The organism is Bacillus sp. FSL R7-0685 (assembly GCF_038002425.1).
GTDB lineage: Bacteria > Bacillota > Bacilli > Bacillales > Bacillaceae > Bacillus > Bacillus subtilis.
Genome location: NZ_JBBOCN010000001.1, coordinates 2,903,033 through 2,927,221, shown reverse-complemented (window position 1 = coordinate 2,927,221; position 24,189 = coordinate 2,903,033). Strand labels below are relative to the sequence as shown.

General features: G+C 45.4%; 24 protein-coding genes. 16 read left to right on the top strand and 8 right to left on the bottom strand.

The genetic code is table 11. The features are described from left to right. Positions 1-11 precede the first annotated feature (11 nt). Both opuD and MKY50_RS15295 read right to left on the bottom strand, forming a co-directional pair. Positions 12-1,550 (bottom strand): glycine betaine transporter OpuD, encoded by a 1,539-nt coding sequence (gene opuD, locus MKY50_RS15300; RefSeq protein ID WP_015384403.1) that lies wholly within the window; start codon positions 1,548-1,550, stop codon positions 12-14. A 188-nt stretch (positions 1,551-1,738) separates the two neighbouring features. Further along, positions 1,739-3,001: a BaiN/RdsA family NAD(P)/FAD-dependent oxidoreductase gene (locus MKY50_RS15295; protein ID WP_072173641.1), complete on the bottom strand. Its 1,263-nt coding sequence runs from the start codon at positions 2,999-3,001 to the stop codon at positions 1,739-1,741. A gap of 202 nt (positions 3,002-3,203) precedes the next feature. On the opposite strand from MKY50_RS15295, the gene murJ reads away from it, so the two are divergent. Further along, the gene (gene murJ, locus MKY50_RS15290) at positions 3,204-4,838 is read left to right on the top strand and encodes a lipid II flippase MurJ (RefSeq protein WP_015251430.1); all 1,635 of its coding nucleotides are present in this window, start codon (positions 3,204-3,206) and stop codon (positions 4,836-4,838) included. A gap of 68 nt (positions 4,839-4,906) precedes the next feature. After that, positions 4,907-5,626 (top strand): pseudouridine synthase, encoded by a 720-nt coding sequence (locus tag MKY50_RS15285; protein ID WP_017695479.1) that lies wholly within the window; start codon positions 4,907-4,909, stop codon positions 5,624-5,626. A 121-nt stretch (positions 5,627-5,747) separates the two neighbouring features. Here the strand turns inward: MKY50_RS15285 and MKY50_RS15280 are convergent, their stop codons facing one another. Beyond that, complete coding sequence (locus MKY50_RS15280) at positions 5,748-5,969, bottom strand: DeoR family transcriptional regulator (protein ID WP_003152337.1); 222 nt, start codon at positions 5,967-5,969, stop codon at positions 5,748-5,750. A 289-nt stretch (positions 5,970-6,258) separates the two neighbouring features. On the opposite strand from MKY50_RS15280, the gene MKY50_RS15275 reads away from it, so the two are divergent. Further along, positions 6,259-6,969, top strand: a complete 711-nt coding sequence (locus MKY50_RS15275; RefSeq protein WP_015714539.1) for an ABC transporter ATP-binding protein — start codon at positions 6,259-6,261, stop codon at positions 6,967-6,969. Next, the gene (locus MKY50_RS15270; protein WP_341116893.1) at positions 6,966-8,123 is read left to right on the top strand and encodes an ABC transporter permease; all 1,158 of its coding nucleotides are present in this window, start codon (positions 6,966-6,968) and stop codon (positions 8,121-8,123) included. The genes MKY50_RS15275 and MKY50_RS15270 overlap by 4 nt, the downstream gene beginning before the upstream one ends. A gap of 40 nt (positions 8,124-8,163) precedes the next feature. Here MKY50_RS15270 and pbuO read toward each other — a convergent pair whose 3' ends face one another. Continuing rightward, a complete protein-coding gene (gene pbuO, locus MKY50_RS15265) occupies positions 8,164-9,462 on the bottom strand; it encodes a hypoxanthine/guanine permease PbuO (protein ID WP_069964255.1) in 1,299 nt (432 codons plus the stop codon). Positions 9,463-9,558: 96 nt separating this feature from the next. Between pbuO and pepV the strand changes: the two genes are divergently transcribed. After that, positions 9,559-10,950: a dipeptidase PepV gene (pepV, locus tag MKY50_RS15260; RefSeq protein WP_029318264.1), complete on the top strand. Its 1,392-nt coding sequence runs from the start codon at positions 9,559-9,561 to the stop codon at positions 10,948-10,950. A gap of 33 nt (positions 10,951-10,983) precedes the next feature. Here pepV and cysK read toward each other — a convergent pair whose 3' ends face one another. Continuing rightward, positions 10,984-11,919 carry a cysteine synthase A gene (gene cysK, locus MKY50_RS15255; RefSeq protein WP_003229237.1) on the bottom strand — a complete coding sequence of 312 codons (936 nt, stop codon included), beginning with the start codon at positions 11,917-11,919 and terminating at the stop codon, positions 10,984-10,986. Between the two features lie 148 nt (positions 11,920-12,067). On the opposite strand from cysK, the gene thpR reads away from it, so the two are divergent. The 5 genes from thpR to MKY50_RS15230 all read left to right on the top strand — a co-directional run bounded on the left by thpR (position 12,068) and on the right by MKY50_RS15230 (position 17,696). Next, entirely contained in the window at positions 12,068-12,619 is a 552-nt protein-coding gene (thpR, locus tag MKY50_RS15250; protein ID WP_069322823.1) for an RNA 2',3'-cyclic phosphodiesterase, read from the top strand. A gap of 25 nt (positions 12,620-12,644) precedes the next feature. Further along, the gene (locus MKY50_RS15245) at positions 12,645-13,559 is read left to right on the top strand and encodes a hypothetical protein (protein ID WP_003229241.1); all 915 of its coding nucleotides are present in this window, start codon (positions 12,645-12,647) and stop codon (positions 13,557-13,559) included. 48 nt (positions 13,560-13,607) lie between these two features. Beyond that, positions 13,608-14,537, top strand: a complete 930-nt coding sequence (locus tag MKY50_RS15240) for a diacylglycerol kinase family lipid kinase (RefSeq protein ID WP_003229243.1) — start codon at positions 13,608-13,610, stop codon at positions 14,535-14,537. Positions 14,538-14,562: 25 nt separating this feature from the next. Continuing rightward, the gene (gene pulA, locus MKY50_RS15235; RefSeq protein ID WP_273796573.1) at positions 14,563-16,719 is read left to right on the top strand and encodes a type I pullulanase; all 2,157 of its coding nucleotides are present in this window, start codon (positions 14,563-14,565) and stop codon (positions 16,717-16,719) included. A gap of 179 nt (positions 16,720-16,898) precedes the next feature. Continuing rightward, positions 16,899-17,696, top strand: a complete 798-nt coding sequence (locus MKY50_RS15230; RefSeq protein WP_009967993.1) for a phosphotransferase family protein — start codon at positions 16,899-16,901, stop codon at positions 17,694-17,696. On the opposite strand, the gene MKY50_RS15225 is transcribed toward MKY50_RS15230, so the two are convergent. Further along, positions 17,697-17,975, bottom strand: coding sequence for a YtzH-like family protein (locus MKY50_RS15225; protein ID WP_003237926.1), 279 nt, complete (start codon positions 17,973-17,975; stop codon positions 17,697-17,699). A 206-nt stretch (positions 17,976-18,181) separates the two neighbouring features. Here MKY50_RS15225 and trmB point away from each other — a divergent pair, with 206 nt between their 5' ends. The 3 genes from trmB to MKY50_RS15210 all read left to right on the top strand — a co-directional run bounded on the left by trmB (position 18,182) and on the right by MKY50_RS15210 (position 21,521). Further along, on the top strand, positions 18,182-18,823 hold the full coding sequence (gene trmB, locus MKY50_RS15220) for a tRNA (guanosine(46)-N7)-methyltransferase TrmB (RefSeq protein ID WP_004398646.1): 642 nt from the start codon (positions 18,182-18,184) through the stop codon (positions 18,821-18,823). 69 nt (positions 18,824-18,892) lie between these two features. Further along, positions 18,893-19,738 (top strand): YtnP family quorum-quenching lactonase, encoded by an 846-nt coding sequence (locus MKY50_RS15215; RefSeq protein WP_038429477.1) that lies wholly within the window; start codon positions 18,893-18,895, stop codon positions 19,736-19,738. Between the two features lie 82 nt (positions 19,739-19,820). Beyond that, positions 19,821-21,521 carry an NAD-dependent malic enzyme gene (locus MKY50_RS15210; protein ID WP_038429476.1) on the top strand — a complete coding sequence of 567 codons (1,701 nt, stop codon included), beginning with the start codon at positions 19,821-19,823 and terminating at the stop codon, positions 21,519-21,521. Between the two features lie 52 nt (positions 21,522-21,573). Here the strand turns inward: MKY50_RS15210 and MKY50_RS15205 are convergent, their stop codons facing one another. Continuing rightward, positions 21,574-21,891, bottom strand: a complete 318-nt coding sequence (locus MKY50_RS15205; protein ID WP_014480575.1) for a PepSY domain-containing protein — start codon at positions 21,889-21,891, stop codon at positions 21,574-21,576. Between the two features lie 158 nt (positions 21,892-22,049). Between MKY50_RS15205 and MKY50_RS15200 the strand changes: the two genes are divergently transcribed. Then, the gene (locus MKY50_RS15200; protein ID WP_014480574.1) at positions 22,050-23,123 is read left to right on the top strand and encodes a M42 family metallopeptidase; all 1,074 of its coding nucleotides are present in this window, start codon (positions 22,050-22,052) and stop codon (positions 23,121-23,123) included. A gap of 54 nt (positions 23,124-23,177) precedes the next feature. Here MKY50_RS15200 and MKY50_RS15195 read toward each other — a convergent pair whose 3' ends face one another. After that, positions 23,178-23,624 (bottom strand): YtoQ family protein, encoded by a 447-nt coding sequence (locus tag MKY50_RS15195; protein WP_003229263.1) that lies wholly within the window; start codon positions 23,622-23,624, stop codon positions 23,178-23,180. A gap of 79 nt (positions 23,625-23,703) precedes the next feature. On the opposite strand from MKY50_RS15195, the gene MKY50_RS15190 reads away from it, so the two are divergent. Beyond that, entirely contained in the window at positions 23,704-23,820 is a 117-nt protein-coding gene (locus tag MKY50_RS15190) for a hypothetical protein (RefSeq protein ID WP_004399150.1), read from the top strand. Positions 23,821-23,858: 38 nt separating this feature from the next. Next, the gene (locus MKY50_RS15185; protein WP_003229265.1) at positions 23,859-24,182 is read left to right on the top strand and encodes a thioredoxin family protein; all 324 of its coding nucleotides are present in this window, start codon (positions 23,859-23,861) and stop codon (positions 24,180-24,182) included. Positions 24,183-24,189 lie beyond the last annotated feature (7 nt).

Here is a 24,189-nt window from a genome sequence, read left to right as displayed (position 1 = left end):
GATCTTTTTTGTTAATATGCTTTTTTCACTCTTGGACTTCTCGGTTTATCGAGTTTCTCCGCTTTTTTGATCTCTCTTCTTTCTTTTGAGAGCGATTGATAGAGAGAGGCAATCATCAGCAGGATAACGATAGAAAACGGCAGCGCTGCCAGAATCGCTGTGTTCTGCAAAGCGGCAAGCCCTCCGGAATATAGGAGCACAGCCGCCATGGCGGACTGAATGATACCCCAGCTGAGTTTCACAGAATTCGCCGGATTTAAAGAACCGTACGACGTCTGCATGCCCAGCACGAATGTAGCTGAATCAGCAGACGTGATAAAGAATACTGCGATCAGAATCAATGCAAGGATCGATGTCACCATTGTCAGCGGATAGTGATCAAGTGTTCCGAACAGCATCGTTTCAGTGGACAGCTTTGCTACATTGAACGTGCCTTTTTGCTGGAGATCCATGGCTGATACGCCGAAAATGGAGAACCATAGAAATGTCAAAATACAAGGTGTCACCAAGACGCCGATTAAAAATTCGCGGATCGTCCGGCCTCTGGATACACGGGCGATGAAAATGCCGACAAATGGAGACCAGGAAATCCACCATGCCCAATAGAAAATCGTCCAGCTGTTAATCCATTCGCGTTTTTCAGGATCGTTCGGTGTCAGTCTGAAGCTCATTTGAACGATATTTTGAATGTATTGTCCGATAGAATCTGTAAATGAGTTCATGATCAGCACTGTAGGCCCGACAACGAGCATAAACAACATTAACAATCCGGCCAATACCATGTTTGTGTTGCTTAAATACTTAATTCCTTTTCCGAGTCCGCTCCACGCAGAAAGTAAAAAGAGCACTGTCACAATAATGATTAAAACCAATTGGACGATAAACGCATTCGGAATGCCGAACAGGTAATTCAAACCGCCGTTAATTTGGGTTGCGCCAAGACCAAGACTTGTTGACACCCCGACAACAGTGGCGAAAACTGCAATACAGTCAATGGCCTTTCCGATCGGTCCGTTTACTTTATCCCCGAGAATCGGTGACAGTGTGCTGCTGATTAACCCGGGTGCGCCTTTGCGGAATTGGAAATAGGCAATGCATAATGCCACAATGGCATAAATGGCCCAAGCGTGCAAACCCCAGTGGAAAAACGTATAGCGGAGTGCATCTCTGAAGGCTTGGGGGGTTTCTGTTTCACCTGATGGAGAGCTAATTGCGTAATGGCTGATCGGTTCAGCCGCACCGTAGAATACTAAGCCGATTCCCATGCCTGCGCTGAACAGCATGGCAAACCATGATAATAACCCGAATTCCGGTTTTTCATCAGGCTTTCCGAGTTTGATTTTTCCGATCGGGCTGAAAATCAAAAAGAGACAAAACCCGACAAACAAAGAGACAACTAAAAGATAATACCAACCAAATGAATCGGTAATAAATGCTTGTGCCGATTGAGACACATTTTGCAGGCTGTCAGGAGAAATAACACCCCATAATACAGCTGCAGCTGTGATTGCAATCACAATCCAAAATACACTAGATATATGTTTCAACATTTCTCACCCTCTAATTTTTTGTGTACGCCTATATCTTGCTCGCAGGCTTAGTATGGTCGTACGATGGCAGCTCATTCCTCTCTTAAAATTACCCCGCAATCAGGTGAAACAAAACAAGTCTCACCCTAACATGAATGCGGGGAATGTTCAAATGTGAGTTTGGCGGCAAGAGATTTAAAGAGTAATGATTAAGAACGGGCGTATTGCCCGGCATTTAGCCCTGCAAGCCTGCCTGTGACAAGGGCGGAGGTAATATTGTATCCGCCTGTGTAGCCGTGGATATCCAGAATTTCACCGCAAAAATAAAGCCCCTCCATTTTTTTAGAAGCCATCTTTTTCGGGTCAATTTCTTTTACAGATACCCCGCCTCCCGTGACAAATGCCTTATCAAGCGACAGTGTGCCATTTGCGAGGACAGTAAACTGCTTGCAGTCCCTTACAAATTGTCTGAAAGGATCCTTCGGCAGCTCAGAAAACGATACGTTCGGAGAGATGCCGTTTTTTTCGAGCAGGAATAGGAGATAGCGCTCCTGCATCCAAGGCTTCAGCACGTTTTTAATGGTTTTTTTCGGTGCTTCCTTCAGTTCTTTATACATCTTTTGGAAAAGCGTTTCTTCATTGATATCCGGATACAAGTCGATTCTGATCGGCACTTGAGGCTGTTTTTTCAGCTCTTTTACGACAAATTGGCTGCATCTGAGAATGGCAGGTCCTGAGAGGCCGAAATGGGTAAACAGCATGTCCATTTTATGTGTGATAATCGGTTTGCCTTTTTTATTTAACACACTAACGGCTACATCTCTTAGTGATAAGCCCTGAAGTGTTTTTTGCTTAATGAACGGTTCGCCAGAAGTGACTGGAACCTCTGTCGGAAACAGCTCTGTTATGGTATGGCCCGCGGCTTCAGCCCATTCATAGCCGTCTCCCGTGCTTCCGGTATGAGGCACGCTTTTACCGCCTACAGCGATAATGACTGCCTGGCTATGGATCATTTCGCCATTATTCGTCACAATCCCTGCTGCCTGTCCATCTTCATATATAACAGATTTAATTTTCTCGTTCGTTCTGATTGTTACGCGGAGCTGCTTCAGCCTGTTTAACAGCGCGTCAACGACACTTTGGGCTTTGTCGGTCACAGGAAACATCCGGCCGTGATCCTCTTCCTTCAATTGAATGCCGAGGTTTTCAAAAAACTTGATAATGTCTTCATTATTAAATTCAGAAAACGCGCTGTATAAAAAACGCCCGTTGCCGGGGATGTGCTTGATAATTTCTTCCACAGGAAGGCGGTTCGTCACATTACAGCGGCCGCCCCCGGAAATCGCGAGTTTCCGTCCTAATTTATTTCCTTTATCTATCAGCAACACGCCAGCGCCCTGTTCTCCTGCTGCAATCGCAGCCATCAAGCCTGAAGGGCCTCCGCCGATTACGATTACGTCATATTGTTTCATCTTTATCATCAACTTTCTTTTCATTTCGTGTGCGGACACCCCGTCCGCAGTACTATTATAGCGAAAGAAAGCCGCTCCTTAAACGTCTTTTGCCGCGGACATGAATGTTCACAGGATTGCTTTTGTATTTATTACCGTCTAAATGCCCAGTTGTGGTAAAATAGAAAAGTTGAATCTTCGTAGAAAATGGTGATGAAGAAACATGTCAAGCAAACTGTTAAGAGGCACGTTTGTATTAACGCTCGGTACATATATATCGCGGATTCTGGGGATGGTCTATTTAATTCCCTTCAGCATTATGGTCGGGGCGACAGGCGGTGCATTATTTCAATACGGATACAACCAATACACTTTATTTTTGAATATTGCTACGATGGGCTTTCCGGCCGCTGTTTCTAAATTTGTTTCCAAATATAATTCAAAAGGGGATTATGAGACAAGCAGGAAAATGCTCAAGGCGGGCATGTCGGTTATGCTCGTCACAGGAATGATAGCCTTTTTCATTCTGTATCTATCGGCTCCGATGTTTGCGGAAATATCGCTGGGAGGCAAGGATAATAACGGCTTGACAATTGATCATGTCGTTTATGTCATCCGCATGGTCAGCTTAGCGCTTTTGGTCGTACCGATTATGAGCCTTGTCCGCGGATTCTTTCAAGGGCACCAAATGATGGGTCCGACAGCTGTTTCCCAAGTCGTTGAACAGATTGTCCGCATCATCTTTCTATTGAGTGCGACATTCTTGATTTTGAAGGTTTTCAACGGCGGCCTTGTCATCGCTGTGGGCTATGCAACCTTCGCAGCGCTGATCGGTGCCTTCGGAGGGCTGGTCGTGCTTTATATTTATTGGAACAAACGGAAGGGCAGCCTGCTGGCGATGATGCCGAATACGGGTCCGACAGCAAACCTAAGCTACAAAAAAATGTTTTTCGAGCTGTTCAGCTATGCTGCTCCGTACGTTTTTGTCGGACTAGCCATCCCTTTGTATAACTATATTGATACAAATACGTTTAACAAAGCGATGATTGAAGCCGGTCATCAAGCCATCAGCCAAGACATGCTTGCGATTCTAACCCTGTATGTTCAGAAGCTCGTGATGATCCCGGTTTCCCTAGCAACTGCTTTCGGACTGACATTAATTCCAACGATTACTGAATCGTTTACAAGCGGAAACTATAAGCTGTTAAATCAGCAGATTAATCAAACGATGCAGACGATCCTGTTTTTAATTATTCCGGCTGTTGTTGGGATCTCTCTATTGTCAGGACCGACGTATACGTTCTTTTACGGGTCAGAGAGCCTTCACCCTGAACTGGGGGCAAACATTTTGCTATGGTATTCGCCAGTCGCAATTCTGTTCTCTTTGTTTACAGTCAACGCAGCCATTCTGCAGGGCATCAATAAGCAAAAATTTGCGGTTGTCAGCCTTGTGATCGGCGTCGTGATCAAGCTTGTGCTGAATGTTCCGCTGATCAAGCTGATGCAGGCTGACGGAGCGATTTTAGCGACGGCGCTTGGATATATCGCTTCCCTTTTATATGGGTTTATCATGATTAAGCGCCATGCAGGCTATTCGTATAAGATACTAGTTAAACGAACTGTTTTGATGCTTGTCTTATCAGCCATTATGGGTATTGCCGTGAAAATCGTGCAGTGGGTATTAGGCTTCTTTATTTCCTATCAGGATGGCCAGCTGCAAGCTGCGATTGTTGTGGTGATCGCGGCCGCTGTTGGCGGAGCTGTCTACCTGTATTGCGGCTACCGATTAGGATTTTTGCAGAAAATTTTAGGCCGCCGTTTGCCAGGTTTCTTAAAGAAAGGCAGACATGCAGGCTGATGAACTAGATATGATGAAACTGAGGGCTCGCATGCTGCGGGCTTTCTTTTATAAAGGAGAGATTGGGAATGAGACTTGATAAGCTGCTTGCCAACAGCGGGTATGGTTCCAGAAAAGAAGTCAAAGCCGTTGTGAAGGCTGGAGCCGTGATGATCGACGGCAAACCTGCCAAAGATGTAAAGGCGCACGTTGATCCTGATACACAGGAGGTGACCGTATACGGGGAACCGGTTGATTATCGAGAATTCATTTATCTTATGATGAATAAACCGCAGGGCGTGCTGTCGGCGACTGAGGACAGCCGGCAGCAAACAGTGGTCGATCTGCTGACGCCGGAGGAGATGAGATTTGAGCCATTTCCAGCCGGCAGGCTTGATAAAGATACAGAGGGCTTTTTGCTGCTCACAAATGACGGGCAGCTCGCACATCGGCTCCTTTCTCCTAAAAAGCATGTTCCAAAAACGTATGAAGTCCATTTAAAATCACAGATTTCTCGGGAAGACATCTCCGATTTGGAAACGGGTGTCTACATAGAGGGCGGCTATAAAACAAAGCCGGCAAAAGCGGAAATCAAAACAAACGACAGTGGCAATACCGTGATATACCTGACAATTACAGAAGGAAAATACCATCAGGTCAAGCAAATGGCAAAGGCAGTCGGCAACGAAGTGGTTTATCTGAAGCGGCTTTCGATGGGACGCGTTTCCCTAGATCCCGCTCTGGCACCCGGAGAATACCGTGAGCTGACAGAGGAAGAGCTTCATTTGCTCAATGAGCCGCAAGCATGACAAAAACCCCGCATACCGAATGCGGGGTTTTATTTATAAGCACACAAAAACAAGGCTCAGTAGTTTCTTCGCCCTATTATCTATCGGGCCGCTCTCAGGCGGCCCTATGTAATTTTTCAATTTATGAGGTAATCTTTACTTTCTTTCTCGTTGTCTCCCACTTGCCACGGCTTGGACTATGAACAAGATCATTATATGCCAACACATTTAAGTCTCTTTGAATCGTTCTAGGTGTAATGCCGAATTCGTCAACCAGTTCCTGTGTTGTCACAAGACCTTTTTCTTGGATAAACATGTAAACTGATTTGATTCGAGTTAGCATACGGTTTGTTGAAGGTTTCAAAAAACCACTCCCTATCATAAGATCGGATGGACTTGACTAACCACAACTCACGACTATCAACTGCGTACGAAATAGCAACAAAGGCAGACATCTGTAATTGTTAAAATAATTCGCCCTCATTATACACGATATTGCAGTGATGAATCTAGGGATAACTCCTATTAATTTTTTCCAATTCGCGTTGGGCAGCCATCCTTGTTGGATTACTATGTATTTCGGCTCAATATTATTATGGTTAAAGAAACTTTTTTTATTCTGTTTCGTAGTAAATTTTGGAGGTGGGTGAGTTTTGACAAATTTGCTTGAAGCTTCAATAGAACAGGCCGGGTATACAAGCCGAAAAAAAGTGCTCACCGATGTTTTTCTGGAAGTCAGAAAAGGGGAACTAGTTGGACTGATCGGAGCTAACGGCGCCGGAAAAAGCACTGCAATCAAGGCGATACTCGGCCTTTCAGAAGATTTTAAAGGGCATATTGCCTGGAACGACTGTTCATTTGCATATATTCCGGAGCATCCGTCCTTTTACGAAGAACTGACGCTGTGGGAGCATTTGGATCTGATCAGCACACTCCACGGCATTGAAGAGAGAGAATTTGCGCATCGGGCCCAAAGCCTGCTGCAGACGTTTTCGCTTGATCATGTCAAACATGAGCTGCCTGTCACCTTTTCGAAGGGCATGCAGCAAAAACTAATGCTTATCCAGGCCTTTCTCTCTAAGCCGGATATGTATGTGATTGATGAACCGTTTATCGGCCTTGATCCGATATCGACGAAACGCTTTGTGGACATGCTTAAGGCTGAAAAAGAACGTGGAGCCGGAATTCTGATGTGCACGCATGTACTCGATACCGCGGAAAAAATCTGTGACCGGTTTTATATGATTGAGAAAGGTTCATTATTTCTCCAAGGCACGTTAAAAGATATTCAGGACAAGACCGGATTAGAGGGGCAGTCATTGCTTGACTGTTTTTATAAGGCAGTTCAAGGTGATCGGCCATGAACGGGCGTACGCTCTTTTTTCGAAGGCTGTTTGACTATTACAAGTATCAGTTTAAAGTGTTGCATGCGGTCATTGACTGGACAGTCGCTCTCTATATTGTTTTGCCGACGATTGCTTTTGTCATCTATCAGTATATTGATTTGATGAATGGAAGAGGTCTTCTTTATGAGTGGTCTGAAGTGGCGGAGTGGAGATGGCTGTACGCTGTGTGTGGGCTGATCATGTTTACAGGCTCGATTCGTACATTTTTAATGGAAGCGGACAAAGTGTTTTTGCTGCAAAAGAAGGAAATCATCTATCAGCTCAAACGGTACGCGCTTTTGTATTCTTTTCTGGTCACGATGGCTAAATGGCTGCTTCTCTTTTTTATTGTCCTTCCCCTTATCAGTCATTTTGTTCACATCACATTCGCAGAAAGCACTGCTCTATTGTGTTATTTGTTTGGCCTTCATATATTCTTTTTATCCTTAAAGCAAGACAGGATCAGAAAGCCGCGCTCTATTTCGAGATGGATTGGCGATATCCTTGTCAGAGCTATTCTTTTTACTGGTTCTGCTATCCTGATTGTTTTGACTCAGTGGCACTTGCTTGCGCTTTTTGGCATTTTATTTTTGCTTTTCTCAGTTATCCGCAGTTTGAAAAAGACGGCTTCGTTCACGGCTTTTGAAGCTGAGGTGACTGAAGAGAAAAAAAGCAGGCTTGCTCTTGCAGGACTTGTGATGATGATGAGTCAGGAGGCGGGAATGCCAAAAGTAAAAGACAGGATGAGAAGAAAACCGTTATTATACCGTAATTCAAAAAGGATATTTAAAAGGCGAACGATCTGCACAGGCTATAAGGAATTGTTTTTTAAAGTCATGCTGAGGAATGGCGAGTATGCGAGGCAGATGTACATGCTATTGTCAGCTTTCACCGTTCTCATATTTGTTTCCCCAATTTGGCTGAAGGTGATTGCGCTGCTGGTATATACAGGGGTTTGCCGTTATATCCTGACGCTTATTTTTGACAAGGTCATGGATGCCCCTTTTTTAATTGGCGCCGATAAGGAAAGTGATGAATATTATCGGGCCAGAAAAAGCTGTATCAATATCCTGCACTATGCATTTGCCGCCTGTTGTTTTTTAGCGGCCGCTGTCTCTTTATTGTTTACATAAAAAAACCCAAACGGCGACGTTTGGGTTTTTTGGTCTATCCTTATAAAATAAACAGCTGGATGAAAAACAGAATGGCGAAAACGATGACGAGCGGATGAATCTCTCTCCATTTTCCCCGCGCCGCTTTTACTATTGGGTACGAAATAAAGCCAAGCGCGATTCCTGTAGAAATGCTAGAGGTCAAAGGCATGGCTAGAATGACGAGAAACGCAGGAAATGCCTCGTCCATCTCTTTCCAATTCATATTGGAAACTGAGCCCATCATCAGGCTGCCGACGATAATCAAAGCAGGCGAGGTGATGGCGGCTATACCGGACAAGGCGCTGACAAGCGGACTGAAAAACATTGAAGCCGCAAACATCACCGCGACAGTCAAAGCCGTAAGCCCCGTTCTTCCCCCGGCTGCGACACCGGCGGAAGACTCGATAAATGCAGTCGTCGGACTTGTGCCGAAAACAGCTCCTACTGTCGTCGCGGTTGAATCAGCAAGCAGCGCTTTTCGCACGTTCGGCAGCTTGTTGTTCTTCATCAGCCCGGCTTGCTCGGCAACTCCGATCATCGTGCCTGTCGTATCAAAAATGGTGACTAATAGAAAAGAAAAGACGACAGCGTACAGGCCGTGATGAATGACATCGCCAAAAGCGATAAATGGATTTGAGATCATCAATCCTTCCGGCAAATGAGGAAGCGACATAAATCCCTTTGGAAAATGGAGCTGACCGGTGAAAAAGGCGATCAAAGCAGTAGCTGCCATTCCGATAAATAAAGCGCCGCTTACATTCAGCACCATCAGGACCACGCTGATCAAAAGGCCAACCAGCGTTAAGATAACACCAGGTGAATGCAGATTGCCGAGAGTGACTAGGTTTGACTCATCAGCTGCCACAATGCCCGCTTGACGCAAACCGATAAAAGCAATAAACAGCCCGATCCCTGTTGTGATCCCGTATTTTAAATTGTTTGGAATCGCTTCTATAAGTTGTTTTCTTAAAGGCGTTAACGATAGAATAATGAAGAGAACCCCTGCTGTAAATACTGCGCTGAAAGCTGTTGCGTACGTGATGCCGCCATCGCTTGCGCTTACGACATGAAAGGCTAAATAAGCGTTCAAGCCCATGCCGGGCGCAATAGCAATCGGATAATTTGCTGCCAGGGCCATCCACAGCGTTCCGACAATGGAGGCAATAATCGTTGCGGTGAAAACCTGGTCGAAAGGAACCCCGGCGTTAGCCAGAATGACCGGATTGACCACGACGATATAGACCATTGTGAAAAAGGTCGTCAGCCCTGCTATGATTTCTTGCTTTATGGATGTTTGCTGCTCTTTTAGATGAAACATAGTATCCTCCAATTACGAACGTTTTAACAAAACACCATTAATATTATTCGTTTTATTTGGTTTTTGCAAGTCATTTCTTGCGGAAAGGGGATCATTATGAACTGGGAAGTTGAAGTGATCAGAAAAAAAGAGGATTTAATTCGTGATACGCAGGAATTTTTGAGAATCAACAGTGTCATGGACGAAACAACCGCCGGACCCGGTAAACCGTTTGGAGAAGGGGTAAACGCCAGCCTGACTTCGTTGCTGGAGCTTGGAGAAAAAGAAGGCTTTACAACAAAAAATCTTGACGGCTTCGCAGGTCATATTGAATGGGGGGAGGGCGATGACATTATCGGCGTACTTTGCCATGTTGACGTCGTGCCGCCGGGAGATGGGTGGACGAGTGATCCATTTTCAGCTGAAATCCGCAACGGACGGATTTATGCAAGGGGCGCCATTGATGACAAAGGCCCGACAATGGCGGCATTCTACGCGCTGAAAATCGTGAAAGACATGAATTTGCCCCTGTCCAAGCGAGTCAGAATGATTATCGGAACAGATGAAGAAAGCGATTGGAGATGCGTAGAGCATTATTTCAAGCATGAAGAAATGCCAACAATGGGCTTTGCGCCTGACGCCGATTTTCCAATCATTAATGCGGAAAAAGGGATCATCGATGCTTCTTTACTTATTCCGCACCGCCCAAATCAAGCAGAACCAAAGGCAGTGCTTGTCTCGTTTCAATCAGGCCTTCGCTTAAACATGGTGCCCGACGCTGCGGAAGCTGTCATTGAAGGGCCGAAAAATGAAGAGATTCTGTCTTCATTTAAAGACATGCTCCGCACGACGGATCAAAAAGGGGAAGCTGCAATAGAGAACGGACAGCTCATTTTGCGTATGTACGGTCTTTCCTGCCATGCGATGGAACCGAACAATGGGATCAATGCCGGCATTTTATTGTGCGAATTTCTCCAGCAGACTGAGCTTGACGATGCAGGAAAGCGGTTTGTGCAAGTTGTGACAGATAAGTTCTCAGGTGATACAAGAGGAAAAAAACTGGACATCGACTGTGAGGATGAAATCAGCGGTGAGCTGACATTAAATGTCGGAACACTGCGCTATAAAGAAGGGCAGGGAGGCGAGCTCGGGATCAATATCCGCTATCCTGTGACAGCAGAAAGCAAAGCGATTCGCGATGCATTCGAAAGTGCATCTGAATTTGATCTGGGAGAATTCAAAGACAGCAAGCCGCATCACGTGTCCGCAGATCATCCGTTAGTCAAAACCCTGCAAAAGGTTTATGAAGGCCAGCTGGGTAAAAAAGCTGACTTAATCTCAATCGGCGGGGGGACATATGCGAGATCCTTAAAAGCCGGTGTCGCGTTCGGCCCGCTGTTCCCCGGACGCCCTGACAGCGCACACCAAAAGGATGAATATATCGAAATTGATGACCTGCTGAGATCGACAGCGTTATATGCTCAGGCCATTTACGAGCTTGCAAAATAAAAGGACCGGCTTCTGCTGAAGCCAGTCCTTTTTTTAAATAAATGACCATAAATCAGTTGATAAGTACCGTTCTCCTGTATCAGCTGTCATGCAGACCACAACTTTGTCAGGAGAGAGGCGTTTCGCTGTTTCGATTGCCGCGAAGCAGGCAGCGCCTGATGAAGGACCGACAAGAATTCCTTCTTCAGCAGCAAGCCGTCTTGTCGTCGTATACGCGTCTTCATCAGAGATTTTGATAATTTCATCATAAACGTCTTCATTTAAAATCGGCGGTATAAAGCCTGGGCTCGTTCCTACAAGTTTATGTGCGCCAGGTTTTCCGCCGGATAATACAGGCGAACCCGCTGGCTCAACAACATGAACCGTGATATCCGGAAAAAGCTCTTTGAGCGCCTCACCTGTTCCGGTAATGGTTCCGCCCGTTCCAGAGGAGGCGACAAAAGCGCCGAGCGGTTTTCCGATTTCCTCTATTGCCCGGGCGATTTCAGGCGCTGTTGTTTTCCGGTGCGCATCAGGATTAGCAGTGTTATCGAACTGCATTGGAATATAGCTGTTCGGAATTTGTTCGGCAAGCTCCTTCGCTTTTTTGATGCTGCCCGGCATTCTTTCCTCTCCGGGAGTTAATACAACTTCTGCACCGTAAGCTTTAAGCAGGTTGATCCGTTCCTTCGTCATCGTATCAGGCATCACTAAGATTGCTTTATATCCGCGTGCTGCCGCATTCATGGCGAGCCCGATTCCGGTATTTCCGCTTGTCGGCTCTATAATAACTGATCCCGGCTTGAGTAAACCGTTTTGTTCAGCTTCTATGATCATTTGATAAGCGGCTCTGTCTTTCACACTGCCGCTCGGATTGAAAAATTCAAGCTTTAAATAGACTTGTGCCGCATTTTCCGGCTGAAGCCGATTCAATCTCACTAGCGGTGTATCTCCTATCAGATCAGCTGTGTTTGCAACGATTTTCAACATTGTCATTCCTTTCTGAATAAAACAAGTGTCATATAATATCCTAACATAATAAACGTTTGTGCGAGAGTGTTTTCATACACTGTTCCTCTATCCGCACAGCCTCTTTATTGATAAAATAATAGCTGTCAAAGAAGGGAGTGTCAGACGGATGCCAGATATACGGCCTCATTATTTCATCGGCGTTCCCATACCTGAGGGAATTGCAAATCCGATCTACCAGGCTGCGAAAAACGAACCGATATTGACGTTTCAAAAATGGGTGCACCCGCTTGACTATCATATCACGTTAATTTTTCTCGGAGCGGCGGATGAGACACAAATAAAGAAGCTTGAAGGTTCGCTAGCAGAGATTGCTTCAGAAATTGACCCATTTTCAATTGAGTTTGACAAGATAGATGTATTCGGCGACCGCAGAAGGCCGCGCGTTTTACATCTGGAGCCAAAGAAAAACAAAACGCTTGATAGACTGCGGGAACATACGAAGCAGGCTGTCCTTCAGGCCGGCTTTCAAGTGGAAAAAAGACCGTATCATCCTCATATGACGCTGGCAAGAAAATGGACAGGCGAAGATGGATTTCCAGCTCACGTTCCGTTTGAAAGCGGCGAGGTTTCGATGATGGCTGAACGATTTTCGCTCTTTCAAATACACTTGAACCAATCACCAAAATACGAGGAAATATTCAAATTTCAATTATCTTAATTCATTGCGGAGTGGAGAAACAAACATGGCACAAATCATCAAAATTCATGATTATATATCGAGATATGAGCTTGATCCGTACCATTATATCAACCAGTTTGTACGTTTGAAAAAAGAGCGCTGGCTTTCACTAGTAGAAGCAGCGGAGCGCCAGCATGAAGAAAGGCAAGCCAGTGCTGAAGAACCGGAACCGGTGCAGAAACGAAAAAAATTTTCATTGAAAAGAAGAAAAGAAGAGATAAAAGCCGATATACAAGAAGAGAGACACCAATGGTTTGAGGACGAAGAAGATATTCATGTAAGGCTCCCGAAGAGCAGGGTGGCGCTTGCTTCTTTTTATAAAAGGCATTTATATGATTTTCAGCTCAAATGGGCAAGCTCTACTCTTTCAGAAATATCTCAACTCTCAAACCAAGTGAAGCAGGACCGCATTTTGCGTTATCTGACCCAGCAGCTGCCTGATTCTTATTTTATTATGTATAAGCCTGTGCTGAAAATTCAGCAGGCGGCGGTTGAATTAAGCATTGTGATTATTTCTCCTCTGGAAATTTATTGCGTTTCTTTTTTAGAGGCTGAGGAAGACAGTGTCTACATAGGGTCTAAAAATCGTTTTTGGGACAAGAAAACAGCCTCTCAGACTGCATCAGTGTTAAATCCAGGGCTTAGCCTGTTTCGTACGGACTCGGTTGTGTCAAAGATCGTAAAGGAAAAACAGGCTGAGATTCCGGTTCGAAAATTGCTTCTGAGCAGAACGTCGTACATCGATTACCCGGAGCCGCCATACGGCTTAGAAATAGCGGATAAGCGGAGCGCGGAAGAATGGATTGAGCGGCAGAAGAAAAACACTGCTCCGATCAAACATCATCAGGTAAAGGCTGCAAAGGCTCTATTGTCTTACTGCATGTCTGACTCCTATCGCAGACAGGAGTGGCTGGAGTAAAAGAGAACGATTTGAGCGGTTTTCTCATAACATAAGCAGGTGAGAAAGATGAGCCATTGGTTTTTTATTATTAATCCGACAGCAGGACATCGAAACGGCCTGCGTGTTTGGAAGTCCATTCAAAAAGAATTGATCAAACGAAAGGTTGAGCACCGTTCATTTTTAACTGAACATCCGGGACACGCAGAGGTGCTCGCCAGACAGATTTCAACGATACAGGAATATAAGCTGAAGCGCCTGATCGTCATTGGCGGAGACGGAACCATGCATGAAGTTGTCAACGGGCTGAAAGATGTTGACGATATTGAGCTGAGCTTTGTGCCGGCAGGCGCGTATAATGATTTTTCGCGAGGATTCTCTATTAAAAAAATCGATCTGATACAGGAAATCAAGAAGGTAAAGCGCCCGTTAACAAGAACCTTTCATTTAGGGAGCGTCAATTTCCTTCAGGATAAATCACAGATTCTTTATTTTATGAATCATATCGGGATCGGGTTTGACGCATATGTCAATAAAAAGGCGATGGAATTTCCGTTGAGACGGGTTTTTCTTTTTCTCCGCCTTCGATTTCTTGTGTATCCGCTTTCTCATTTGCACGCTTCGGCAACCTTTAAGCCGTTTACGTTAGCTTGTACGACGGAAGACGAGACGCGCGAATTTCATGATGTCTGGTTTGCCGTTGTATCCAACCATCCGTTTTACGGGGGAGGCATGAAGGCGGCGCCCCTAGCAAATCCGCGCGAGAAGACATTTGATATCGTAATCGTTGAAAACCAGCCGTTTTTGAAAAAATATTGGCTTTTATGTCTCATGGCATTTGGAAAACATACAAAGATGGATGGCGTTACGATGTTTAAAGCGAAGGACATTACATTTTACACGAAGGACAAAATCCCCTTCCATGCTGACGGTGAAATCATGGGCACTACCCCGTTTCGTCTGGCATCTAGTCCTTCACCCCTAAGAATCAAAACATAAACGTGTTTGGAGGAGAGAGCTTCCGATGGTCAGCATCCGCCGCAGCTTCGAAGCGTATGTCGATGACATGAATATTATTACTGTTCTGATTCCTGCTGAACAAAAGGAAATCATTACACCGCCGTTTCGGCTTGAGACAGAAACAACAGTTTTTCCTCTGGCTGTCAGGGAGGAATACTCCCTTGAAGCAAAATACAAGTACGTCTGCGTATCCGACCATCCTGTGACATTTGGAAAAATCCATTGCGTCAGAGCATCCAGCGGCCACAAAACGGATCTCCAAATTGGCGCGGTCATCCGGACGGCTGTGTTCGATGACGAATTTTATTATGACGGAGAGCTGGGCGCCGTTTATACCGCGGATCATACCGTATTTAAAGTATGGGCGCCTGCTGCAACCTCAGCTGCTGTCAAGCTTTCACACCCCAATAAAAGCGGGCGCACATTCCAAATGACTCGGTTGGAAAAAGGCGTCTATGCCGTTACGGTCACAGGTGACCTTCACGGATATGAGTATTTGTTTTGCATCTGCAACAATTCAGAATGGATGGAAACCGTTGACCCGTATGCCAAGGCTGTGACTGTAAATGGAGAGAAGGGCGTCGTCTTGCGCCCGGATCAAATGAAATGGACTGCTCCTCTTAAACCATTCTCACACCCTGTGGATGCCGTCATCTATGAGACGCACCTTCGCGACTTCTCCATCCATGAAAACAGCGGCATGATAAACAAGGGAAAATACTTAGCATTAACGGAAACTGATACACAAACCGCAAATGGCAGTTCTTCTGGACTGGCGTATATAAAAGAGCTCGGTGTTACACATGTGGAGCTTCTGCCGGTGAATGATTTTGTCGGAGTTGATGAAGAGAAGCCGCTTGATGCATACAATTGGGGATATAACCCGCTTCATTTCTTTGCCCCGGAGGGAAGCTATGCCTCAAACCCTCATGATCCTCGAACGAGAAAAACAGAGCTGAAACAAATGATCAATACCCTGCATCAGCACGGTCTGCGAGTCATTCTGGATGTTGTTTTTAACCATGTGTATAAGAGGGAGAATTCCCCCTTTGAAAAGACAGTGCCCGGTTATTTTTTCCGGCACGACGAATGTGGGATGCCATCAAACGGCACCGGCGTTGGCAATGATATCGCATCAGAAAGAAGGATGGCAAGAAAATTCATTGCGGATTGCGTGGTCTATTGGCTTGAAGAATACAATGTTGACGGCTTCCGCTTTGATCTCCTCGGGATTTTAGATATTGACACCGTGCTTTATATGAAAGAGAAAGCAACTAAGGCAAAGCCCGGAATCCTGCTTTTTGGAGAAGGGTGGGATCTGGCTACACCGCTGCCGCATGAACAGAAAGCTGCTTTGGCGAACGCGCCAAGAATGCCGGGCATCGGCTTTTTTAATGATATGTTTCGTGACGCTGTAAAAGGGAACACCTTTCACCTTAAGGCAGCAGGGTTTGCGCTCGGCAGCGGTGAATCAGCACAAGCTGTGATGCATGGAATTGCCGGGTCTTCCGGATGGAAGGCATTAGCACCGATTGTTCCGGAACCAAGCCAGTCCATCAATTATGTCGAATCACACGACAATCACACCTTTTGGGATAAAATGAGCTTTGCGCTTCCTCAAGAAAATGACAGCCGAAAGCGAAGCAGGCAAAGGCTTGCAGCCGCGATTATTTTGCTTGCCCAAGGGGTGCCGTTTATTCACAGCGGCCAGGAATTTTTCCGGACGAAGCAGGGAGTGGAAAACAGCTATCAATCCAGTGACAGCATCAACCAGCTCGACTGGGATCGCCGTGAAACATTCAAAGAAGATGTTCACTATATCCGCAGGCTGATCTCGCTGAGAAAAGCGCATCCTGCATTCCGTCTTAGGTCCGCTGCAGACATCCAGCGCCATCTTGAATGCTTGACGCTAAAAGAACACCTTATCGCATACAGGCTTTATGATCTTGACGAGGTTGACGAATGGAAAGATATCATTGTTATCCATCACGCGAGTCCAGACTCCGTCGAGTGGAGGCTGCCAAACGACATACCTTATCGGCTTTTATGTGATCCATCAGGATTTCAGGAAGACCCAACAGAAATCAAGAAAACGGTTGCAGTAAACGGCATCGGAACGGTTATCTTATATTTAGCATCAGATCTTAAGAGTTTTGCTTGACGAAGTTTGTGCTATAGCGCTAAAATTTAAAGGACGGCTATTGATTAGCATATGAGACTCTCAATAGCTGTCTTTTTTATTTTTATACGATTCGTACGAAAAAGGCATTCGCTGGATAGACTAGAAACGATTAGCCTTAATTCTAAAATATTTTAAGAAATGATGGGTTGAACATTGATATGAACTGGTTGGGACAATTACTAGGTAGCGATTGGGAGATCTTCCCCGCCGGAGGAGCTACAGGAGATGCATATTATGCGAAACATAACGGGCAGCAGCTTTTTTTAAAACGTAATAGCTCACCTTTTTTAGCTGTTTTATCCGCCGAAGGCATTGTTCCGAAGCTGGTTTGGACAAAACGGATGGAAAATGGGGACGTCATTACGGCCCAGCACTGGATGACCGGCAGAGAGCTGAAGCCTAAAGACATGAGCGGACGGCCCGTTGCTGAATTGCTTCGTAAAATACACACATCAAAAGCCTTGCTGGACATGCTGAAGAGACTTGGAAAAGAACCGCTGAACCCGGGGGCTCTTTTGTCTCAGCTGAAGCAGGCTGTATTTGCTGTGCAGCAATCTTCGCCGCTGATTCAAGAAGGGATCAAGTATTTGGAAGAACACCTGCATGAAGTGCATTTCGGTGAGAAAGTCGTTTGCCATTGTGATGTCAATCATAATAACTGGCTATTGTCTGAAGACAACCAGCTGTATTTAATTGACTGGGACGGCGCCATGATCGCTGATCCGGCGATGGACCTCGGGCCTTTGCTGTACCACTACGTCGAAAAGCCAGCTTGGGAGAGCTGGCTGAGCATGTACGGCATAGAGCTGACAGAAAGCCTTCGGTTGCGAATGGCTTGGTATGTGTTATCTGAAACAATTACTTTCATTGCCTGGCATAAAGCAAAAGGCAATGATAAGGAATTTCATGATGCAATGGAAGAGCTGCATATCCTCATGAAACGAATTGTTGATTAATCAGGAATACGAATCCATTTGCTCTACCCATTGAGACAGGCTGTTCTGATGCTCTTGTATGTGTGAGTCGATGGATTTGGACGATATTCCTGATTGGCTGTAGCGGTAAACATCTTCAAGCACGTTTTTGAAATTTGAATCAAGCTCGGTGTTTGCCATCAGTGATTTAATCACACGCTCAAGCTGCTCGTACTCTGCGACTGTTCCGCAGCAGTCCAATTGATGGTCAGTCAATATATCCTTCAATAAATGAACTTGATGCTCATAATGTAAACCCATAACGGTACACATCCCTTCAGTATCATACGGGTTAAATTGTTCAAAACAGAGCGTTTTTATACATGGGAAAGGAGTGTTCCAGCAGACGGGACCCTCTTTTTTTATGCGCTCGGCCTTAAGAGAGATACACTGGAAAAACGAGCTTGCGGGTCTTTTTAATTCATGGTATGTTGTTAGTCGAAATAATAGATAGAGGTGTCAATCATATGAGAATGCGCCACAAGCCTTGGGCTGATGACTTTTTGGCTGAAAACGCAGATATTGCCATCAGCAATCCTGCTGATTATAAAGGGAAATGGAACACAGTGTTTGGTAACGACAATCCGATCCATATCGAGGTTGGTACAGGAAAAGGCCAATTTATTTCTGGTATGGCCAAACAAAATCCCGACATCAATTATATTGGTATTGAGTTATTTAAAAGCGTCATCGTGACAGCCGTCCAAAAAGTAAAAGACAGCGAAGCGCAGAATGTAAAGCTTCTGAATATAGATGCGGACACGCTGACGGATGTGTTTGAGCCGGGGGAAGTGAAACGGGTCTACTTGAACTTTTCTGATCCTTGGCCGAAGAAACGGCATGAAAAACGCCGCCTGACATATTCCCACTTCCTCAAAAAATATGAAGAAGTAATGGGCAAAGGCGGATCGATTCATTTTAAAACGGACAACCGAGGTTTATTTGAGTACTCTTTGAAGAGCTTCTCTGAGTACGGCCTCCTGCTGACATACGTCAGTCTCGATTTGCATAACAGCAATCTGGAAGGCAATATTATGACAGAATATGAAGAAAAATTCTCTGCACTCGGCCAGCCGATCTATCGGGCTGAGGTTGAATGGAGAACGTAAAGACAGACTCTGACAGGAGTCTGTTTTTTTTATGGGCCGTTTGCTACCATGATGACAGGGGGGATGAAAATGGAAACAATGAAAATTGGAAACATCACGTTGACCTGGCTTGACGGAGGCGTGACGCATATGGACGGAGGCGCCATGTTCGGCGTTGTGCCAAAGCCGCTTTGGTCTAAAAAATATCCAGTCAATGAAAAAAACCAGATTGAACTAAGAACAGACCCTATTTTGATTCAAAAGGATGGGCTCAATATCATCGTTGACGCCGGAATTGGGTACGGCAAGCTGACTGATAAACAAAAACGAAACTATGGCGTGACACAAGAGTCGAATGTGAAACCATCGTTAGCAGCACTCGGATTAACGGTTGCCGATATAGATGTGATCGCAATGACACACCTTCATTTTGATCATGCATGCGGTTTAACGGAGTATGAAGGTGAACGGCTCGTCTCTGTCTTTCCGAATGCAGTAATTTATACATCAGCTGTTGAATGGGACGAAATGCGCCATCCGAATATCAGGTCGAAAAATACGTATTGGAAAGAAAATTGGGAGGCTGTAGCTGGCCAAGTCAAAACCTTTGAAGACACCTTAACGATCACAGAGGGTATTACAATGCATCACACCGGAGGCCATAGCGACGGACACAGTGTCCTGATATGCGAGGATGCGGGTGAAACTGCCGTACATATGGCAGATCTGATGCCGACACATGCCCACCGCAATCCGCTATGGGTGCTGGCTTACGATGATTATCCGATGACCTCTATCCCGCAAAAGCAGAAATGGCAGGCGTTCGCAGCAGAAAAAGACGCTTGGTTTATTTTTTATCATGATGCCGAGTATCGCGCCCTTCAATGGGAGGAGGACGGAAGCATCAAAGATTCAGTCAAGCGAATGAAGCAATAGCATATTTTTATGTTTACCCTGCATGTTTTCCGGCTAATAATGCAAACCTAGTACTAATTATGCTCAGAAAGGAAGAGGCAGGGTGAAACAATTCAGAGTAACAAACGAAGGAGACATTCAAACAACATTAAGAGGCCTTGAAGTGCTCTCTGTTCCTTTTTTGAACAAAGGTGTTGCTTTTACTGAGGAAGAAAGAAAAGAACTTGGTTTAAAAGGCTTTCTGCCGCCCAAGGTATTAACAATTGATGAGCAGGCGAAAAGAGCGTATGAGCAATATTCCGCACAGCCTGACGATTTGAGCAAAAATGTCTATTTAACGGCGCTGCACGATCGGAATGAAACGCTGTTTTACCGCCTGTTAAATGACCATTTAGGGGAAATGCTCCCGATTGTCTACACACCGACAGTCGGAACGGCAATCCAGAGATACAGCCATGAATACAGAAAACCACGAGGGCTCTATCTGTCAATCGATGACCCGGACGGTATGAAAGAAGCATTTAAACAGTATAAAGATCAAAGCGATACGATCGATTTAATTGTTGCAACTGATGCAGAAGGAATTTTAGGAATCGGTGACTGGGGCGTCGGAGGAATCGCGATTTCTATTGGCAAGCTGGCGGTTTATACAGCGGCTGCGGGCATTGATCCGAGCAGAGTGCTGGCTGTTGTTTTAGATGCGGGGACAAATCAGGAGAGCCTCTTAAACGACCCGCTTTATGTCGGCAACCAGCATTCCAGAGTGCGCGGGGAACGTTATGACCAATTTATTGACGACTACGTTGCGCTGGCGAGAGAAACATTTCCGAATGCATTGCTGCATTGGGAGGATTTCGGGGCGAAAAACGCGCGAAGCATTTTGAAACGCTATAAAGATAAAGTGTGTACCTTCAATGATGATATCCAAGGAACTGGCGCTGTTTCTTTGGCCGCAGTCTTATCCTGTGCAAAAGCGTCTAAAGTTCCGCTGAGAGATCACAGAGTTGTTATATTCGGAGCGGGAACGGCAGGAATCGGAATTGCCGAACAGCTGCGGGAAGCATTGGTGCGCGAGGGACTGAGTGAAGAAGAATCATACAAGCGCTTCTGGTGCATAGACAGGAACGGGCTGTTAACAGATGATATGGATCAGCTTCTTGATTTCCAAAAGCCGTATGCCCGTTCGGCTGATGAAGTGAAGGATTATCAGCGGAACGGAGACGGCGGAGGCATTGATCTTCTTGAAGTGGTCCGGCAGGCGAAACCGACGATCCTGATCGGCACATCTACGGTTTCCGGCGCTTTCACTGAAGAAATTGTAAAAGAAATGGCGTCACATGTGAAACGGCCGGCGATTTTGCCAATGTCAAATCCGACAACTCTTTCTGAAGCAAAGCCGGAGGATTTAATCGAATGGACAGAAGGCCGTGCGCTGATCACGACAGGAAGCCCGTTCCCGCCAGTTGAATATAACGGAGTTACGTATCATATCGGGCAGGCAAACAACGCGCTTGTCTTCCCTGGTCTCGGTCTTGGAACGATTGTTACCAAATCAAAATTAATTACCGACGGCATGTTTGAAGCATGTGCCCGGGCAATCGCAGGTATGGTCAATGTCGGGGTGCCTGGCGCGCCGATGCTTCCAAAAGTTGAAGATTTGCGCACTGTTTCGGCAACCGTTGCTGTTGAAGTTGCAAAAACCGCAATGAAGGAAGGCGTCGCTACGGAAGAGCCTGAAGACATTATACAGGCAGTGCAGGATGCGATGTGGTATCCGGTATACAAACCGATTCGCGCGATATAATAAAAAAGAGCCGCTGCGTGGGCAGCGGCTTCTATTTTTTGCTTGTCCGGTGTTAAGAGGCGATTGTATCAATGACATCAACAATTTCTCCCGTTTTGGCATCCACCATCACTTCATACTGTTCTAATTCTCCGAAAGCTGATCGTGTAATGCCGGTTTTGTATACCTGTACCGTTTCTCCGTTAATATTGTAAGGCTCCGGCTGGGTGTAAATCCATGATCCGTCAATCGGGCCCCGCTGCTTAAAAGCAGACTTTACAATTCGAAGCGCTTTTTCTGAAGAAATATAAGGCTTCATCACATATTGTTTCACAACGACAGCCGCACAAATTCCAAGTCCTGCACCTAAAAGAAGATGACGCAATTTCAAAATAAAGCACCTCCTGGTTGATCGTACTTTTCATTATACAGAAACAGCCAAATCCTGTTAAGCAATACGCGGCTGATCGAGCAGATTCGGTCAGGGTGCTTGGAAAACTTCATTGTTTCTAATAAAATAAAAGGACTACATAGAAATGAGGGGAAAACATGAATCAAGAAACGAAAGCGCTTTTCCAAACACTGACGCAGCTTCCCGGCGCGCCGGGCAATGAGCATCAGGTTCGTGCTTTTATGAAGCAGGAGCTAGCCAAATATGCCGATGACATCGTTCAGGACAGACTGGGAAGTGTTTTCGGAGTCAGACGAGGCGCAGAGGACGCACCGAGAATTATGGTAGCCGGGCACATGGACGAAGTCGGCTTCATGGTGACATCCATTACAGACAACGGGCTGCTCAGATTCCAGACGCTCGGAGGCTGGTGGAGCCAGGTTTTGCTTGCGCAGCGGGTTGAAATTCAAACAGATAACGGGCCGGTTCCGGGTGTGATTTCAAGCATACCGCCGCATTTATTGACAGATGCGCAGCGAAACCGTCCGATGGATATCAAAAACATGATGATCGACATTGGAGCGGATGATAAGGAAGACGCCATCAAAATCGGCATTAAACCGGGACAGCAGATCGTGCCTGTTTGTCCGTTTACGACGATGGCGAATGAAAAGAAAATTTTATCAAAAGCATGGGATAACAGATATGGATGCGGCTTAAGCATTGAACTTCTGAAGGAATTACACGGTAAAGAGCTTCCGAATACACTCTATGCGGGTGCAACGGTTCAGGAAGAAGTAGGGCTAAGGGGCGCGCAGACGGCTTCTCATATGATTAAACCGGACTTGTTTTTCGCCCTTGACGCCAGCCCGGCAAACGATATGAGCGGAGACAAAAATGAATTCGGCCAGCTTGGAAAAGGCTTTTTGCTGCGCATTCTTGACAGAACGACAGTCATGCATCGCGGAATGAGGGAATTCGTTCTTGATATGGCTGAAACGCATGATATTCCATATCAATATTTTGTATCCGGCGGGGGAACAGACGCAGGCAAGGTTCATATTTCGAACAGCGGTGTGCCGTCAGCGGTTATCGGAATATGTTCCCGCTATATTCATACAAACGCTTCTATCATTCATATTGATGATTATGCTGCTGCTAAAGAAATGCTCATCAAACTTGTAACAGCCTGCGATAAGCAGACGGTGGATGCGATTAAAGAAAATATGTAGGTTTCATAAAAGCTTGTTGAACGAGCAGTAAGCCCGGATCGACAAGCTTTTTTCTTATTCTGTTTCAAATAGATAGGAAAGGGCCTTAATGGCTTGGTTAACGGTTTCAACCGTAATATTCGCTTTATTGGAAAGCTCTTTTAAAGGATGGTGGAGCGATTCCGGCCGGATGATAATCAGGGGTTTTCCTTTTGCGATCGCATATGATGCATCCATTGCCGTGTTCCACTGTTTGTACTTTTCGCCAAACAGGGCGATCACAAAGTCTGCTTTATTCATCAGGACGGCGGTTCTGAAGTTGTTGATGTCAGAGGCTTTGTCATCCTTTAAAACGGCATTTGGCTGTACGCCCATAATTTCTTCACCAATATTGTCTGAGCGGTCATGATTCTCCATCGGGCCAACAAACGTAATCGGGAGCTTCAGTGATTTTGTTTTTTCTTTAATTTCCTCGCGCCAATTGCTGTGGATTTCTCCTGCTAAATAGACGATAAACTCCATAATAAAAATCCCTCCTTATGTATATCCATCTGTAAATTTCACCCTCATGTACACGATGTTAAACGAAACGAGCTTGATAATGCAAATAAAATATGATAATGATAATGGGAAAGCCAATCTTACATATTCATTCGTTGCATATAAGTGGTTTTGCCTCAAGCAGTTTGGTATGATCCAAATGGACGAGTATCGATAAAAAACATGTAAGAACATAAACAACTGGAGGGATATGAAATGAAAAAAATTGAATCAACTCAAGAGCTGGAAAAAGCGGTAAAGGATGATTGGTCTGTATTTATGTTTTCAGCCGATTGGTGCCCGGATTGCCGTTTTGTAGAGCCTTTCCTGCCTGAACTGGAAGCGAATTTCCCTGAATTCACCTACTACTACGTAGACCGTGACAAATTCATTGATACATGTGCAGAGTGGGAAATTTACGGAATCCCAAGCTTTGTGGTGTTTAATGAAGGAAAAGAAGTAAATCGTTTTGTGAGCAAAGACCGCAAAACAAAAGAAGAAATTGAACAGTTTTTAACAGACTCTCTCGCTAAAGCGTAAAGGAGGA

Bases quoted from the DNA above. Each gene is read 5' to 3' on its own strand.
- opuD (WP_015384403.1), bottom strand. From the start codon at position 1,550: ATGTTGAAACATATATCTAGTGTATTTTGGATTGTGATTGCAATCACA.
- MKY50_RS15295 (WP_072173641.1), bottom strand. From the start codon at position 3,001: ATGAAACAATATGACGTAATCGTAATCGGCGGAGGCCCTTCAGGCTTG.
- murJ (WP_015251430.1), top strand. From the start codon at position 3,204: ATGTCAAGCAAACTGTTAAGAGGCACGTTTGTATTAACGCTCGGTACA.
- MKY50_RS15285 (WP_017695479.1), top strand. From the start codon at position 4,907: ATGAGACTTGATAAGCTGCTTGCCAACAGCGGGTATGGTTCCAGAAAA.
- MKY50_RS15270 (WP_341116893.1), top strand. From the start codon at position 6,966: ATGAACGGGCGTACGCTCTTTTTTCGAAGGCTGTTTGACTATTACAAG.
- pbuO (WP_069964255.1), bottom strand. From the start codon at position 9,462: ATGTTTCATCTAAAAGAGCAGCAAACATCCATAAAGCAAGAAATCATA.
- pepV (WP_029318264.1), top strand. From the start codon at position 9,559: ATGAACTGGGAAGTTGAAGTGATCAGAAAAAAAGAGGATTTAATTCGT.
- cysK (WP_003229237.1), bottom strand. From the start codon at position 11,919: ATGTTGAAAATCGTTGCAAACACAGCTGATCTGATAGGAGATACACCG.
- thpR (WP_069322823.1), top strand. From the start codon at position 12,068: ATGCCAGATATACGGCCTCATTATTTCATCGGCGTTCCCATACCTGAG.
- MKY50_RS15245 (WP_003229241.1), top strand. From the start codon at position 12,645: ATGGCACAAATCATCAAAATTCATGATTATATATCGAGATATGAGCTT.
- MKY50_RS15240 (WP_003229243.1), top strand. From the start codon at position 13,608: ATGAGCCATTGGTTTTTTATTATTAATCCGACAGCAGGACATCGAAAC.
- pulA (WP_273796573.1), top strand. From the start codon at position 14,563: ATGGTCAGCATCCGCCGCAGCTTCGAAGCGTATGTCGATGACATGAAT.
- MKY50_RS15230 (WP_009967993.1), top strand. From the start codon at position 16,899: ATGAACTGGTTGGGACAATTACTAGGTAGCGATTGGGAGATCTTCCCC.
- MKY50_RS15225 (WP_003237926.1), bottom strand. From the start codon at position 17,975: ATGGGTTTACATTATGAGCATCAAGTTCATTTATTGAAGGATATATTG.
- trmB (WP_004398646.1), top strand. From the start codon at position 18,182: ATGAGAATGCGCCACAAGCCTTGGGCTGATGACTTTTTGGCTGAAAAC.
- MKY50_RS15215 (WP_038429477.1), top strand. From the start codon at position 18,893: ATGGAAACAATGAAAATTGGAAACATCACGTTGACCTGGCTTGACGGA.
- MKY50_RS15200 (WP_014480574.1), top strand. From the start codon at position 22,050: ATGAATCAAGAAACGAAAGCGCTTTTCCAAACACTGACGCAGCTTCCC.
- MKY50_RS15195 (WP_003229263.1), bottom strand. From the start codon at position 23,624: ATGGAGTTTATCGTCTATTTAGCAGGAGAAATCCACAGCAATTGGCGC.
- MKY50_RS15190 (WP_004399150.1), top strand. From the start codon at position 23,704: ATGCAAATAAAATATGATAATGATAATGGGAAAGCCAATCTTACATAT.
- MKY50_RS15185 (WP_003229265.1), top strand. From the start codon at position 23,859: ATGAAAAAAATTGAATCAACTCAAGAGCTGGAAAAAGCGGTAAAGGAT.